A 15,210-nucleotide genomic window follows, 5' to 3' on the forward strand; every position below is an offset into this window, starting at 1 on the left:
AAGATCTATATGCTGGCCATCGCGGCATGGTAGGCGGAGCGATCCTACGCAAGCTCGAGAAGCGTCAGGCGGGAGGGGAGGATTTGACGCTGGTCACACGCACCAGCACAGAGCTCGATCTAACCGATCAGACCGCGGTGCGCAGCTTTATGCAGTCGGAGCGACCCGATCAGGTGATCCTAGCTGCAGCTAAGGTAGGTGGCATTCATGCCAACAACAGTTATCCTGCATAGTTCATCTACGAAAATCTAATGATCGAGTGCCACGTAATTCACGCGGCTTTTGAGGCTGGAGTTATCAAGCTATTGCAGCTGGGTTCTTCTTGCATCTATCCAAAGATGGCCCCTCAGCCTATGGCAGAGAGTGCGCTTCTCACCGATACACTGGAGGCTACCAATGAGCCCTATGCTATCGCCAAGATCGCCGGCATCAAATTGTGCGAGAGTTACAACCGACAGTATGGAGTGGATTACCGTTCGGTGATGCCAACGAACCTCTATGGGCCAGGAGACAACTTTCACCCGGAAAACTCCCATGTCTTACCTGCGCTGATCCGCCGCTTTCATGAGGCAGTGCGGGACGGCGCTGTGGAAATCACCATTTGGGGTAGCGGCACCCCGCGGCGCGAATTCTTACATGTAGATGACATGGCTGAGGCCTCGTTGTTTGTGATGGACATCGAAATGGAGGACTATAGACGCGAGACTGAGCCAATGCTCTCCCATATCAACGTAGGATGCGGTGTGGATGTGTCTATTATGGAGCTGGCATGCTTGGTGGCTAAGGTGACAGAGTTTCACGGTCGGATCTTGACCGACCCTTCAAAGCCAGACGGAGCCCCGCGCAAATTGTTGGATGTGTCGCGCCTAGCGCGGTTAGGTTGGACAGCCACGATCGGCTTGGAGGAAGGGGTCCGCAGCACCTACAAGTGGTATCTAAGCCAGAGGGTTGATGGGTTTCGTAGCAAATAACCCTAGTATATCTAGCAAAAATTGTGCCTCATGAGTACTATCAGTCCTCTCTGCCAGTGATCTGGCAGAGCCTAACTGAGCGAGCGAAACTTGCAATCGCTGTTGTGTCGCTGTGACGGCATGCGCTCCCGTGACGAACCAGTCGCAAAATGCGTCTCTCCAAACTTGAAAAAGGACCGTACCATCAAGCCTTGAAGTCGAACACCTACGCTATGGCGATGGATATCAATGCTTATTTTTATTTGGCCGCGCTCTCCTTTTTGGGTGCAGCCACTATTAGTGTCGAATTCCATACGGCGGCAAACCACCCTCCTAGGGTCAGGATGCATTGATTTCGGTCGCACTGCCTGATTCACGCCCCCTAAAGTTTGGGGGCTTGAAACAAGATCGCCCGCACACGGCAACCAAATTAATGGGTCCAGAGCCTAACCTCGATCGCTGGGTCTCGCAGTTCCTGAAACGGAAAAGCTTTGCCCGCAAGGTCGCGTTCTTCGGGGAAGCGCGGGACCGCCTGGACGAGATCTGGCGCTAAGTGTTCGACGATCATGAACTCCCCGAAGGCCTGTCGGAACCGTTTGTCCGTGCGGAATGGGCACAGATCGTTCAGGCGAAAGGTCTGATGGATCAAAGGGCCTACCTCAAGGTGTCCCGGGCTGGGCGCGGTACGCCGCTTGACCGCCGGAAACGGGCCAGTCTCTGGGATATCTTCGCTGACTATCGAGCCCGAGTGGTGAGTGAAGGGTTCGCCGAGCCGGATGGCGCATATCGTGAAGCGATCGAAATCCTTTCCTCCGAGGCATCGAACCTTCCCTATGCGGCCGTGGTTGTGGATGAGGCGCAGGACATGGGAGAGCAGGCCTTGCGTCTGATCCGGGCGATCGTTCCGGAAGGCCCATCAGGGGATCAGAATTCCCTCTTTGTCGTGGGCGATGCGCACCAGCGGATCTATGGGCGTCGTGCCAGTATGGCGGGGTGCGGGATCAACGTGCGCGGCCGCTCTAAACGTCTCGGGCTCAACTATCGTACGACTCAGGAAATCAGGTCTTGGGCTGTTTCGGTTCTGGAAGGCGTCAGCGTCGATGATCTCGATGAGGGAAGCGATACCCTCAAGGGTTATGTCAGCCTCCTTCACGGTGTGTCGCCCGAACTGGTCAGCAGCACTTCTGAAGTTGCAGAACTAAAAGGGGTTTCAACCTGGATTCGCAGTCTCCCATCGGAAAACGTTCGACTTTCGGATATCGGAATCCTCTGTGCGCGCCTCGAAGATGTAGATCGCGTTAACGCGGCGCTGCAGGCGGACGGTATCGAGACAGTGGTTCTTCAGGCTGGCGCTGATGATCGTTCGTCCCCGGGGTCCGAATCACGACGATGCGCCGCGCCAAGGGGCTCGAATTCTTCGCCGTGGCGAGCCCCTTCCTGTCCGAGTCAGCCTTCCCACCTCCCGGTGCCCTGAAATCGGCCGTTGATGCGGCTGATCGCGAAGATATCGTCACCCAGTATCGCTCCCTTCTGCACGTCGCCGCCACCCGGGCGAAGAAGGCGCTACGCGTGTCCTGGTCCGGCACACCGACCAAGTTAATCAGTGGCCATGCCCCCGAGCCGGATTGAGGTCCGGTGAACCGTGAAGCGGCGGAACAATTGTGATGCGCCCTTGGGTCTGAGAGATCGGCATAGCCTCGCCGACAGCAAGAGGGCATCAACATATAGAAAAGGCGCCCAGTGGGTGCCCTATATATAGGGCATAGCCTGGCTTCGCGGGATCCTTGCCCCAATTTCGAGACAACTTTGCCCCGATTTACAACCTTAGTGTGTCCACGGGCCGCGGCGGTTGGTGGCGAAGTTTTCGCCGTAGCCGCCAGCGCGCAGATTGGGTTTGCGGGTCTTGGGGTCTTGTACCTCGACCTCAATGCCGTGATCCTCGGCATATTCTAGCGCTTCTTCCTTGCTGTCGAACTTCAGGCGCACTTGGCTTTGGGTGTCGGAGGAGGAGGTCCAGCCCATCAATGGGTCCACTTCACGCGCGCTGGCCGGTGCATATTCCAACACCCATTTCCGCGTCTTGGCCATACCAGAGGTCATGGCGTTTCGAGCTGGCCGGTAGATCCGCGCGCGCATGGTTGTCTCCTCAAGAAGATTCCTTTGCATCTATATGCGATGGATATGGCGGCGCGGCAAGATTGCAAATGCCGCGTATTGAACAGACGTTGTGCGCAAGCCACCTTTGGGCCCGAGTACAAGGGATGTTTGACTCACCCCTTGAAGTGGAACAAAAACGGACCAAACTCTGTCTGCGTGCCCGACAAGGAGTCGCCGATGCCTTACGCTCATTCCGATAAGACCCTGCCGATGATGGCTGATCGCGCACCAGAACGGCGTGAGAAGCTGGAAGGGGGGAAAAACTTTGTTATGCAAACGGCCTTTTCCCCGGCTGGTGACCAGCCCACGGCCATTGCAGAGCTGAGCCAAGGCGTTTTTGACGGTGAGCGCGATCAGGTGCTACTGGGGGCGACCGGGACTGGTAAGACCTTCACCATGGCTAAGGTGATTGAGGAAACGCAGCGTCCGGCGATCATTCTTGCGCCCAATAAAACGCTGGCGGCGCAGCTCTATGGAGAGTTCAAAGGCTTCTTTCCGGACAACGCGGTCGAATACTTCGTCTCGTTTTATGACTATTATCAGCCAGAGGCCTATGTGCCGCGTTCTGATACCTATATCGAGAAAGAAAGCCAGATTAACGAGCAGATCGACCGGATGCGCCACTCGGCCACGCGGGCGCTTTTGGAACGCGATGATGTGATTATCATTGCATCGGTGTCCTGCATCTACGGGATCGGCTCGGTCGAAACCTATTCGGCGATGACGCAGGATCTGAACGTGGGGCAGGATTATGATCAGCGCCAGATCATGGCCGACCTGGTGGCCCAGCAATACAAACGCAATGATCAGGCGTTTCAGCGCGGCTCTTTTCGGGTGCGTGGCGACACATTGGAGATCTTTCCGGCGCACCTTGAGGATCGGGCGTGGAAACTGTCGTTTTTTGGTGAAGAACTGGAAGCGATCACCGAGTTCGACCCGCTTACAGGCGAGCGCACTGGCAGCTTTGAGAAAATCCGCGTCTACGCGAATTCGCACTATGTGACGCCAAAGCCGACGCTCAATCAGGCGGTGATCTCGATCAAGAATGAGTTGCGCCAGCGGCTTGATAATCTGGTGAGCGAGGGCAAGCTCTTGGAGGCGCAGCGGCTGGAGCAACGCACCAATTTTGATATCGAAATGCTGGAAGCCACGGGCCACTGCAATGGGATCGAGAACTATTCGCGTTATCTGACTGGCCGCGCTCCGGGGGAGCCGCCGCCAACCTTGTTTGAGTTCATTCCCGACAACGCCATCGTATTTGCCGATGAAAGCCACGTCTCGGTGCCCCAGATTGGTGGCATGTATAAAGGTGACCACCGGCGCAAGATGACGCTGGCCGAACATGGCTTCCGCCTGCCGTCCTGCATGGACAACCGCCCGCTGAAATTCGAGGAATGGGACGCGATGCGCCCACAGTCGGTCTTTGTTTCCGCAACGCCAGCGGCATGGGAGATGGAGCAGGCAGGCGGCGTGTTCGCAGAGCAGGTTATCCGCCCCACAGGGTTGCTTGATCCGGAGGTGGAAATCCGTCCCGTCGGCATGCAGGTGGATGATCTGCTGGATGAGATCCGCGCGGTCACCGCACGCGGATTTCGGACGCTGGCCACGGTATTGACCAAACGCATGGCGGAGGATCTGACCGAATACCTGCACGAGCAGGGCATCAAGGTGCGTTACATGCACTCTGATATCGACACGCTTGAGCGGATCGAAATCCTGCGTGATTTGCGGCTTGGGGCGTTTGACGTTCTGGTCGGGATCAACCTTTTGCGCGAGGGGCTGGATATTCCGGAGTGCGGTTTGGTGGCCATTCTCGATGCGGACAAGGAAGGTTTCTTGCGCTCTGAAACTTCGCTCATCCAGACCATTGGTCGGGCGGCGCGAAATGCGGATGGTAAGGTCATCATGTATGCCGACCGTATCACCGGTTCGATGGAGCGTGCGATTGCTGAGACCAACCGCCGTCGCGAAAAGCAGATCGCCTATAATGAGGAACATGGCATCACGCCAGAGACGGTGAAAAAGAACGTCGATGACGTGCTGGCAGGGCTGTATCAGGGGGACACCGATATGTCCCGCGTCACCGCCACGATCGACAAGCCACTGCATGGCGCCAATTTTGAGGCCCATCTGGACGGGTTGCGAGAGCAGATGCGGAAGGCTGCCGAGAACCTTGAGTTCGAAGAAGCTGCCCGTTTGCGGGATGAGGTCAAACGGCTGGAAGCCGTCGACCTGGCAATCTCGGACGACCCGCTGGCGCGACAATCCGCAGTGGAGGCGGCGGCAGAGGACGCAACACGTCGGCGTGGTAGGTCGACTGCGGGCAAAGCAGGTCAACGTGGCGGCAATGTGAAACGGCGGGGGCGGTAGCCCCCACCTGAAACGGTGTGCTTAGCTGGGCACTTGCCCGGTGATCATATCGCGCACCCGGATCGCATAGCGATCAGTCATGCCAGAAACAAAATCCGTGAGCGCATGCGCGGCGGTGTATTCATCCGTGACGCCGCGCAAATCCAGATCCACCGCGCGCACCAGCTGTGTCCAGTAGCCGTGTTCCTTGAGCAATGTCTCGGTGTCCCAGTTGCAGGCTCTTAGCGCGACGAACAGCGCGTGGAACTCATCCAGAATGGTGAAGAGCACCTTGCGGCCAACCACCTCAAGCTCTGTCTTGCGCTGTGCGGTAAAGATGCGGGCGTTGGAGATTTGTTTCAGTCGTTTGAATGCCTTGGCCTTGCTGGAGACCTCCATCAGGCCATCGTTGAAGGTGCCCGCCATGATGGCATCGTAGTGTTCAAGAAAGGCGTCAACCGCGCTGTCAATGGCTGCGCCAATTGCCATGGCGCGCAGCATTCCAGTGCGTTCGCGCAGGGTCATCTCTGGCTCCGGGGGGCGGTTCGGTTTTCCCGTGATCTCTTCGAGAATGTCGGAGGCGTCATCGCCGCCCAGATCCCCCACGGTGGCCGCGTCCTCAAGGTCCAGAATGCGATAGCAAATATCATCTGCAGCCTCGACCAAGAAGGCCAGCGGGTGACGGCGCCACCAACGATGACCAGAGCTGGTGCGCTCTTCGGGCAGGCCAAGGGCGGTGGCGGCCTCAGCAAAAAGCGTCTCATCGCTTGCGAAACAGCCAAATTTCTTCAGGCCTACATAGGACTCATCTGCATTTGCGGCGGCGCTTGCAGTACAGGGGTATTTGGCGAAGGCCCCGAGCGTTGCATAAGAGAGCCGCATACCGCCCTCTCGCCGCGCCATTTCCAACCGGGAAACGATGCGAAAGCCCTGTGCGTTCCCCTCAAAAGCCTCAAACTCAGCGCGATGTTCAGGCGCGACACCTGCAGCAATGCCGGTGTTGGCTGCAAACTGCTGTGCAAACCATGCGCCGATGCTGGCCTCGCCGGAATGGCCAAAGGGCGGGTTGCCGATGTCATGCACGAGGCAAGCGGCTTGTACCGTGCCAGCCATTACATGTTGCAGCCCGTCCTTCAGCCGCCCGTCTGCAACCAGCGCTTCGCCCACCTGAATGCCAAGGGAACGCCCCACAGAGGAAGTCTCCATTGAGTGGATCATCCGGTGATGGACGTGGTCGTGATCATAAAGCGGGTGCACTTGCGTTTTCTGTGCCAGACGCCGGAAGGGTTCGGAAAACAGGATGCGGTCGTAATCCTGCAGATATGCCGGACGGTTGGGCTTGTCGGCATAGTCCGGGCGGCACAGGCGTCTTGGGTCCAGAAGTTGCGTCCATTCCATCTGTGTTCTCTCCTGCGCCGTAGGTTTGACCCTAAAGAGCCGCTTGGGCTGCAAATTGCAACCGCTCCTGAGCGTTCAGAAATTGTCCGAGACGCGAAAGCCCTCGGGGATGCGGTCGCGTCCGTCCAGCAGCAGCCCCGCCATCACTTCGGCGACCTTGGGGGCCATGCCAAAGCCGATCTTGAAGCCGCCGTTGGCGATGAAATGACCGGGGCGGTCGGGGTATTCCCCCAGCATCGGCGCGCGGGTGCGGGCGCGGGGGCGTACACCAGCCCAACGCTCCAGAACCTCTGCACCAGCGAGTTGTGGCATTGCGGCGATGGCACGTGCAATCACCTGATCAAGCTGCGCATCAGGTTCGTCCGGGCGGATGAATTCACGCTCGCTGGTGGAGCCGATGGCCAAGGTGCCATCCGCATGTGGAATGATGTGCAGCCCGTCCGCATAGAGCTGTGGCACCGCACCGGCATCGTAGGCCAGCAGTGCGGCCTGTCCCTTGACGCCCGTGCCAACCAGGCGCGGCGACAGGGCGTTCAGGTCCAACAACCCCTGATAACCGGTGGCATGAACCACTTGCCCTTCGTCATGCCCGTCAGCAGCGACCTCGACACCGCCAGCGCGCAGGGCGGCGACCAATGCAGCACAGGCGCGGCGCGGATGCATGCGCGCCGAGAGCGTGTCGTGGATCACCATTCCGGTTGGGCTGGGCGGGCACCAGTCGCCGAAATCGGACGCCGGGCGCACGTCCCAGATCGCATGATCCTGCCACAGCTCGGCTGCGGACTCGCGGCGCGACTGGGCGAGCTCCAGCGTGCGCTCATCCGCGATGGGTTGCAGGCGGCCAAGGCGTCCATAGCCCGGCGAAACACCTCCGGTATCTTGAACCTCGGCCCAGAACCCTTCAGCCATCAAAAGGCTCTCAAGCTGAAACGCTTTCTTTGGGTTCCAGTTTTCCGGCACATGCGGGGCGAGCGCGCCGACCAATCCGCCGCTTGATCCAGCGCCCGGCCCGGCGGGGTCGATCACCTGCACCTTGGCCCCGCGTTGGTGGCAGGCCCATGCGATTGACAGGCCAAAGATGCCAGCGCCGCGCACGGTGATTTCAGCAGTTGCCATTTCCATGACCTTTCGTCAGGTTCGCCCTCGTGTCACGTCTCACCTAAAGGAATTCGCGATGGCAGACCAGCAGGCACGGCTGAGCTGGCGAGAGGGCGATTTGCCCGTCTCCGATCAGTTCGACGACCCATATTTTTCGCTACAAAACGGCCTTTTGGAGACCGAGCATGTCTTTCTGGCCGGTAATGATCTGCCCGCCCGGTTTCAGCCCGGTTTTCACATCGCAGAACTGGGGTTTGGCACCGGTCTTAATATGCTGGCCGCGTGGCGCGCATGGGAAGAGAGCGGACAAGGCACGCCGCTGCGGTTCACCAGTTTCGAGGCCTTCCCAATGGCCCCAACCGATATGGCACGCGCGCTGGAGGCCTTTCCCGCGATCACGCCATGGGCGGAGCGGTTTCTGGCGCACTGGACCGGCGGTGGATGTTGTGATCTGGACAGCTTGCAGCTGGAGGTCGTCATCGGCGACGCGCGCAGGTCGCTGCCAGAGTGGACAGGACAGGCGAACGCCTGGTTTCTGGACGGGTTTTCGCCCGCCAAGAACCCGGAGCTTTGGCAAGAGGATCTGATGCAGGCCGTCGCGGACCATACTGCATCAAACGGTACCGCAGCGACTTACACAGCGGCCGGATTTGTCCGTCGCGGGCTTGAGGCTGCAGGTTTCAAAGTAGAGCGCACCCCCGGTTTTGGGCGCAAGCGGCATATGACGCAGGCGATTTTGACTGATGAATTGAAAGGCTGAACCATGGAACAGGTCATGGCCAAGAACGACACCAGACTGGGCATCTTGCTGATGATCGGTGCAACGATCGTTTTCGCCCTGCAAGACGGGATTTCGCGGCATTTGGCGAGCGAATACAACGTCTTTATGGTGATCACCATTCGCTACTGGTTCTTTGCGGCCTTTGTGATCACGCTGGCATTGAAACAAAGTGGCAGCGTAAGGGCTGCCGCACAGACCAGCCAGCCGTGGGTGCAGATCTTTCGCGCCTTTGTGCTTGTGGCAGAGATTTGCGTGATGGTGATGGCCTTTACCGTGCTTGGCCTTGTCGAAAGCCACGCGGTCTTTGTTTGTTATCCTCTGCTCATTGCCGCGCTCTCGGGGCCCATCCTTGGTGAACAAGTGGGCTGGCGGCGCTGGGCGGCGATTGGCGTGGGCTTCATCGGTGTGCTGATCATCCTGCAACCGGGGTCAGGCGTGTTTCAGGTGGCGGCGCTGATTCCGCTGCTGGCGGCGCTGATGTTTGCACTCTATGGCCTGCTCACCCGTTATGTGGCGCACCGCGACACCACCGCGACCAGCTTTTTCTACACCGGTGTGTATGGCATGATTTTTGTGACACCGTTGGGGCTTTGGTGGTGGGAGCCGATGACCGCACCGGATTGGGGCTGGATGGCGACCCTCTGTGTTACGGGGGCACTTGGGCATTGGCTTCTGATCAAATGCTACGAGATGGCGGAGGCCAGCGCCGTGCAGCCGTTTGCGTATATGCAGCTGCCGTGGGCCGCGATGATTGGCCTGCTGGTATTCGGCGAGGATATGCGCACCAATGTGATTATTGGTGCGGCCATCGTTGTGGCGGCGGGGCTATTCACCTTTTGGCGCGAAAACCTGAAGCGTGCGGCCAGATAGTTCGCGCGTGAACGGCAGGGGCAGCGGTGTTTGCCCTAGTCGCGCGCGATAAACTGGCAGGCTCTCGGTGACGCGCATCACGTAGTTGCGCGTCTCGTTAAACGGGATGTGCTCGATCCAGTCGACCACATCCACCTCCGGGTCGCGCGGATCACCGTAGCGTTCCATCCATGCAATGGGGCGATGGGGGCCTGCGTTATAGCCTGCCGCCATCAGGACCACATTGCCGTCAAACTCTCCTGCGAGCCGCGCCAGATAGGCGGCGCCGAGCTTGGCGTTATATTGCCAATCTTCGGTCAGGCGCGAGACCTTGTGATCGTCGAGGATGCCAAGGTCCTTAGCCACTAGTTCCGCCGTTCCGGGCATCACCTGCATCAATCCGCGCGCGCCCACATGGCTGATGACCACCGGGTCAAATTCGCTTTCACGCCGCGCGATTGCCAAGACCATCTCAGACGCCATCGGCAGGCTCATCTGGGTGACAGGGTGCAAGGGATAATAAGCGCCTGCCAGTTCCAGCCCGTCTTGGGCGGCACGTTTGGAGATCATCACCGCCAAGTGGGGCTGTTTCATATCCACCGCCATCTGCCCCAGTTGCAGCGCCTGATCCGGCGGGAGGCTTTCGACCAGATGGGTCAGGAACCGCTCGCCTAGGGACAGATCGCCTGCCTCGAGCAAAGCGATCCCAGCCTTATAGACCGATGATTGCAGGAAAGGCGCGCCCTTCCAGTCGGGCGCTTCGGGTGTGGTCAGGCGCGGATCAAACCCGCGCCCCAGCGCCTGTGCAGAGAGTAGCCCGTAGTAAGAGCTCTGGAATTTTGCACCAAGCCTGTAGGCCGCGTGCGCCTTGTCGATCTCGCCCATCTGGGCATAGGCGCGCCCCAGCCAATATCCCGCGCGCCCGACCGAAATCGGGCTTTCCACGGCGGCGAGGAAGCGGGTGAAATGATAGACCGCAAGCTCGGCATCGCCCAGTTTGCGCAGGGCGACATAGCCTGCGATCCACTCGTTGTCGGCATAGCCATAGCCTGCCTCGGGTGAGGCAAAGTGATAGGCGGCGAGTTTATAGGCGCGGGTGTTGTCATTGTCGCGCATCAGCTGGCGCGCGAAATCTGCGCGCCGACGCAGCCATTTGTCCGGCTCTCCCAGTGCTTCGGCAGAGGTGGAGCGCTCAAACATCATGGCAATTGCATCGTCCTGCCGCCGTTTGGCATCGCGCCATGTAAACCTGTCATAGGCCAGCCCCGCGTCGTTTTGCAGGTTGGCAGGCACTGCACTGATTGCCGCATCAACGCCATTGGACTGTTCCTGCAAGGCAATCCGGGCTTCGCCCAGTTTGCGCGCCCCATCGCTGACAAGATCCAGCATCCGGCGCGAGGATACTTTGTGACCCTCCCACAAAAGCCGGTTCAGGCGCGCTTCGTGATGTTTGGCGAGTAGGGATTTATGGCGCGCTAGATAGGCGTTTTGTACCTCTTCTGACATTGCCATGCTGCGCCACGCGCGCACGATCTCTGCCTCGCCTTCGCCTTTGCGGCCCGCACCAATCAGCGCTTCGCCAAGGCTGAGTGCCCCTTCGGCAGTCTGTGCCTCAGATGTATCACGGTAAAACGCAAGAATCGTTGCCTGTCCTGCGGTGGCGATGACCTCTTCGCTTTGTCGGCGCAGGTAGTCCATTCCCGGCCAATCGGGGCGACGGTCGATAAAGGACATGACATCGCGGGCAGTGCCCTTACCGGCACGCAGGCGGTGCCATTCGATCACGTCACGGGCAAGTGATCCCTCTTCGCCTGCGTCGATCAGGGCCTCTTGCCACTGGCCATCGCGCATCAGGGGGAGGGCGGTATCAAGTCCGCGCGCATGCGCGGGCGCGCCAAAAAGGGTCGCGCAAATCAGCAATGAGCAGGCGAGTCTGCGTGTCATCTCTTGCATTTTCCAGCAATCCGGGGATAGAGGCTGTGACGATAGTGCGTGTGTCGCGGGGTGCAACTCAATTTCCCGCCAGCGCGCCCGTCCGGGCAAGGAATTGCCCGCATCAAAATCTTTAACTGGAGCGTTCCCATGTTCAAAGGCTCTATGCCAGCCCTCGTCACCCCGTTTCGCAATGGTGAGTTGGATCTGGACACGCTCAAACACTTGGTTGAATGGCATATTGCCGAAGGCTCGACCGGCCTCGTCCCTGTTGGCACTACCGGTGAAAGCCCGACGCTGACCCACGAAGAACACGAGTTGGTCATCAAAGTGGTGGTGGAAACCGCTGCTGGCCGTGTGCCGGTGATCGCCGGAGCCGGGTCCAACAACACCGTCGAGGCGATTCGCTTTGTGGAATATGCCCACCGGGTTGGCGCCGACGCGGCGCTGGTTGTGACGCCTTACTACAACAAGCCGACCCAACGCGGCATGATCGCACATTTCAGCGCGTTGCATGACTGCGCCGACATCCCGATCATCATCTACAACATCCCGCCGCGCTCGGTTGTGGATATGACTCCTGCCACCATGGGCGAGCTGGCAAAACTGCCGCGCATCGTCGGTGTCAAGGACGCCACTGGCAAGCTAGAACGCGTCAGCCAGCAGCGTGCCTCTTGCGGTCCGGAGTTCATTCAGCTCTCGGGCGAGGACGCAACCGCGCTGGGCTTTAACGCGCATGGCGGTGTGGGTTGTATTTCCGTCACCGCAAACGTCGCGCCAAAACTCTGCGCAGAATTTCAGGCGGCGACATTGGCGGGCGACTACAAGACCGCGCTGGAGTATCAGGACCGCCTGATGCCACTGCATGAGGCGATCTTTATCGAGCCCGGTCTGGTGGGCGCAAAATACGGCATGTCAAAGCTGGGCCTGTGCTCTGAGGAGGTGCGCTCGCCGCTTACAGGGCTTGAGGACAGCACCAAGGCCAAGATTGACGCAGCCATGGCGCACGCAGGCTTGCTCTGATCGATTTCAGATATCACTGAATGCAACAGCCTCGGTTTTGCCGGGGCTGTTTTATTTTGGCGAATTGTCTTGTGGTGGGGCGCTGTTTCTACAGAACTTTGGCCAGATGCGCGGTCTTTTCAGGATTGCGGATCACATAGACCTTGGCGATCCGCCCGTCGCGGATTTCCAGCGCCGTGGCCTGAACCAGACCTTCGGGCTCCAGACTGAGGATCGCGGGCAGGCCGTTCAGCATAGCAAATCGCCAGCGTGGTGGCAGATGGGCGCCAGATTTGCGCGCCAGCCCTTCGGCCAGTCGCATCACCTTATCGCGGCCATAAATCGGGTTGAGCGCCGCAGTGGCCTTGCCACCCCCATCACTCACCAGCTCCACATCCTGTGCCAGAAGCTGCGTCAGGGCCGCCATATCGCCAGTTTTTGAGGCGCGAAAGAAGGCTTCCGTCAGGGCGCGGCTCTCTTCTGGCGCAACATGGCTTCGGGGGCGTTCAGTTTGCACATGACGACGCGCCCGTGACACCAGTTGGCGACAGGCGGACGGGCTGCGGTCCAGGGCATTTGCGACCTCTTCATGACTGTCGCCAAAAACGTCATGCAGCAGGAAGGCCGCGCGTTCGAGCGGGGTAAGCCGCTCCAGGGCCAGCAACAGGGCAACAGAGACATCGTGGTCGATCCGTTCCGTCGGGTCTTCGGTCAGCAACGGCTCCGGCAGCCACGCGCCCGTGTAGGTTTCGCGTTTGACACGCGCCGATTTCAACTGATCCAGACAGAGCCGCGTCACCACACGCACCAGATAGCCAGTTACATCCCTGACGTCGTCCTGAGACACCGATTGCCAGCGTAAATAAGCCTCTTGCAGGATATCCTCGGCATCCGCGACACTGCCCAACATGCGATAGGCGACCGCGAAAAGACGCGGTCGCACCGATAGGAACGTATCGGTTCCGGTATCTTGTGCCTGATGGCTCACGCGGCAGACGCCTCCTTTGTCACAGGATGCGGCGTGCGAAAACCGATAGCAATGCGGTTCCATGCGTTGATCGCACCGATCAACAGCGTCAGCGCCACCTGTTCACGGGGAGAGAAGTGCTCCGCCACCAGCGCGTAATCCGCATCCGGTGCGGCCGTATCAGCCACCAGCGTCAGCGCCTCGGTCCACGCAAGCGCCGCCTGTTCACGCGGGGTATAAAGCGTGCTCTCGCGCCATGCAGGCAGCAGATGCATGCGGTCCTCGCTTTCGCCCGCTTTGCGCGCGTCATGCGTGTGCATGTGGATGCAAAATGCGCAGCCATTGATTTGTGAGGCGCGTAGTTTGACCAACTCGATGATGCTGAACTCCAGTCCAGAGGCCTTTAGCAGCTCTTCTTGTTCCATCATCGGCTTAAAGAGATCACCGGCAGCGGCAAACTGGTCGAGACGTTGGGTCATGGGTCCTGTTCCTTTATTTGTCAGAGGGGACTGACAATAGGACGAGCGGCCCTCAGGATCTGTGACACGGGCGGCGAATTTTTTGAAAAAATCCGGATCAGGTCAGAGCCGCGATGCCCAGCAGAATCAAACCGGCGATGAAAATCGTTTCTGTCACCAAGAGACCAATCGCGGCCCCACCCACGGACAGCACCTGTTTGAGGTTGCTTTTCATACCGACGGCGGCGATGGCGATCAGCAACAGCCAGCGTGAGCAGGCGCTGAGGAAGTCACTCACCGCAGGTGGGATCAGCGACAGCGAATTGAGCACCGCAAGCGCAATGAAGCCGATGACAAAACCGGGAAGCAGTGGTGGTTGTTTCCCTTCGGTTGCGGTCTCCAGCCGCGCGCGGATCATCAAAGACGCCACAAGAACCACCGGCGCTAGCATCGACACGCGGATCAGCTTGACCAATGTTGCGGTATCGCCGGTCTCATCAGAGATCGAGAACCCGGCACCCACCACCTGCGCGACGTCATGAATGGTGCCGCCAAGGAACACGCCCGCCTGAATGTGGTCAAACTCCATCAGGCTCGCCAGCAGCGGATAGGTGATCATCGCGATTGTTGACAGCACGGTGACGCCCATCACTGTGAAGATCAGCCGCTGTTCCGAGTTCTTGTCACGCGGCAGGATCGCGGCAATGGCCATGGCGGCGGATGCTCCACAGATTGCCACCGAACCCGCCGTGAGCAAAGCAAAACGCCATTCCTGCTTGAAAAACCGGGCCACCCAGAGGCCAAAGAGAATGGTTGCGACCACTCCGCCTGCTGTCAGCAAGATCAAAGGCAGGCCAAGCCCTGCCAGCACCGTCATTGAGACCCTGACCCCCAACAAAGCGACGCCCAGCCGCAGGAAGGCCCGCGCCGAGAACGCCACCCCCGGCACCGTGCGCCCTTCCTCGCCGAGGAAACTGACCGCTATACCGAGCAAGAGAGCCAAGAGCATTGCCGGTGTGGCGTAATGCTCTGCGAGGAACTGCGCAGTGGCTGCGACGATGACAGAGACCGCGATGCCCGGAAACAGAACCTTGAAGTGCGTTCGCATGGTTTGGGCGAGCAGGGGGAAGCGGAAGGAAGGAGATGTGTCAGGCACGAAAAACTCTCGGACTTGGGCAAGTATAAAGCTGACGCAAAGATGAGGCGCGGTGCTGGCTCATGCACGTCAGCAAAAACGGTTTGCCAAATGTTCTGATCGAATTGGTACGC

The 15,210-nt window shown here is 59.3% G+C and carries 13 protein-coding genes and 1 pseudogene; 7 read left to right on the forward strand and 7 right to left on the reverse strand.

The window, feature by feature from the left end; all coding sequences use genetic code 11:
- The first annotated feature begins 26 nt into the window (after positions 1–26).
- From UB90_RS03455 to UB90_RS23290, 3 genes and pseudogenes are all read left to right on the forward strand, one after another.
- Positions 27–971, forward strand: a pseudogene (locus UB90_RS03455) (GDP-L-fucose synthase family protein).
- 532 nt (positions 972–1,503) lie between these two features.
- Positions 1,504–2,424: a UvrD-helicase domain-containing protein gene (locus UB90_RS03465; RefSeq protein WP_065331876.1), complete on the forward strand. Its 921-nt coding sequence runs from the start codon at positions 1,504–1,506 to the stop codon at positions 2,422–2,424.
- Positions 2,340–2,579 (forward strand): 3'-5' exonuclease, encoded by a 240-nt coding sequence (locus UB90_RS23290; protein WP_074712606.1) that lies wholly within the window; start codon positions 2,340–2,342, stop codon positions 2,577–2,579. Before UB90_RS03465 ends, UB90_RS23290 begins: the two co-directional genes overlap by 85 nt.
- A gap of 195 nt (positions 2,580–2,774) precedes the next feature.
- On the opposite strand, the gene UB90_RS03470 is transcribed toward UB90_RS23290, so the two are convergent.
- A complete protein-coding gene (locus UB90_RS03470; protein WP_009176043.1) occupies positions 2,775–3,086 on the reverse strand; it encodes an ETC complex I subunit in 312 nt (103 codons plus the stop codon).
- Positions 3,087–3,284: 198 nt separating this feature from the next.
- On the opposite strand from UB90_RS03470, the gene uvrB reads away from it, so the two are divergent.
- Positions 3,285–5,477: an excinuclease ABC subunit UvrB gene (gene uvrB / locus UB90_RS03475; RefSeq protein WP_039982451.1), complete on the forward strand. Its 2,193-nt coding sequence runs from the start codon at positions 3,285–3,287 to the stop codon at positions 5,475–5,477.
- A gap of 21 nt (positions 5,478–5,498) precedes the next feature.
- On the opposite strand, the gene dgt is transcribed toward uvrB, so the two are convergent.
- Both dgt and UB90_RS03485 read right to left on the reverse strand, forming a co-directional pair.
- A complete protein-coding gene (dgt, locus tag UB90_RS03480) occupies positions 5,499–6,854 on the reverse strand; it encodes a dGTP triphosphohydrolase (RefSeq protein ID WP_065326185.1) in 1,356 nt (451 codons plus the stop codon).
- Between the two features lie 75 nt (positions 6,855–6,929).
- Positions 6,930–7,970 carry an NAD(P)/FAD-dependent oxidoreductase gene (locus tag UB90_RS03485; protein ID WP_065326278.1) on the reverse strand — a complete coding sequence of 347 codons (1,041 nt, stop codon included), beginning with the start codon at positions 7,968–7,970 and terminating at the stop codon, positions 6,930–6,932.
- A 58-nt stretch (positions 7,971–8,028) separates the two neighbouring features.
- Between UB90_RS03485 and mnmC2 the strand changes: the two genes are divergently transcribed.
- Positions 8,029–8,712 carry a tRNA (5-methylaminomethyl-2-thiouridine)(34)-methyltransferase MnmC2 gene (gene mnmC2, locus UB90_RS03490; RefSeq protein WP_065326186.1) on the forward strand — a complete coding sequence of 228 codons (684 nt, stop codon included), beginning with the start codon at positions 8,029–8,031 and terminating at the stop codon, positions 8,710–8,712.
- A gap of 15 nt (positions 8,713–8,727) precedes the next feature.
- Entirely contained in the window at positions 8,728–9,603 is an 876-nt protein-coding gene (locus UB90_RS03495; RefSeq protein ID WP_227512072.1) for a DMT family transporter, read from the forward strand.
- On the opposite strand, the gene UB90_RS03500 is transcribed toward UB90_RS03495, so the two are convergent.
- Positions 9,559–11,526, reverse strand: coding sequence for a lytic transglycosylase domain-containing protein (locus tag UB90_RS03500; protein WP_065326277.1), 1,968 nt, complete (start codon positions 11,524–11,526; stop codon positions 9,559–9,561). The two genes, UB90_RS03495 and UB90_RS03500, sit on opposite strands and share 45 nt — an antisense overlap.
- Before the next feature lie 138 nt (positions 11,527–11,664).
- On the opposite strand from UB90_RS03500, the gene dapA reads away from it, so the two are divergent.
- Positions 11,665–12,537 (forward strand): 4-hydroxy-tetrahydrodipicolinate synthase, encoded by an 873-nt coding sequence (gene dapA, locus UB90_RS03505; RefSeq protein ID WP_009175836.1) that lies wholly within the window; start codon positions 11,665–11,667, stop codon positions 12,535–12,537.
- A gap of 88 nt (positions 12,538–12,625) precedes the next feature.
- On the opposite strand, the gene UB90_RS03510 is transcribed toward dapA, so the two are convergent.
- The 3 genes from UB90_RS03510 to UB90_RS03520 form a co-directional block, all read right to left on the reverse strand.
- Entirely contained in the window at positions 12,626–13,504 is an 879-nt protein-coding gene (locus UB90_RS03510) for a sigma-70 family RNA polymerase sigma factor (protein ID WP_065326188.1), read from the reverse strand.
- Positions 13,501–13,962, reverse strand: coding sequence for a carboxymuconolactone decarboxylase family protein (locus UB90_RS03515; RefSeq protein ID WP_065326189.1), 462 nt, complete (start codon positions 13,960–13,962; stop codon positions 13,501–13,503). Before UB90_RS03515 ends, UB90_RS03510 begins: the two co-directional genes overlap by 4 nt.
- Before the next feature lie 97 nt (positions 13,963–14,059).
- Entirely contained in the window at positions 14,060–15,049 is a 990-nt protein-coding gene (locus UB90_RS03520) for a YeiH family protein (RefSeq protein WP_065326190.1), read from the reverse strand.
- Positions 15,050–15,210: the final 161 nt, after the last annotated feature.

Source organism: Tritonibacter mobilis (assembly GCF_001681715.1).
Taxonomy (GTDB): domain Bacteria; phylum Pseudomonadota; class Alphaproteobacteria; order Rhodobacterales; family Rhodobacteraceae; genus Epibacterium; species Epibacterium mobile.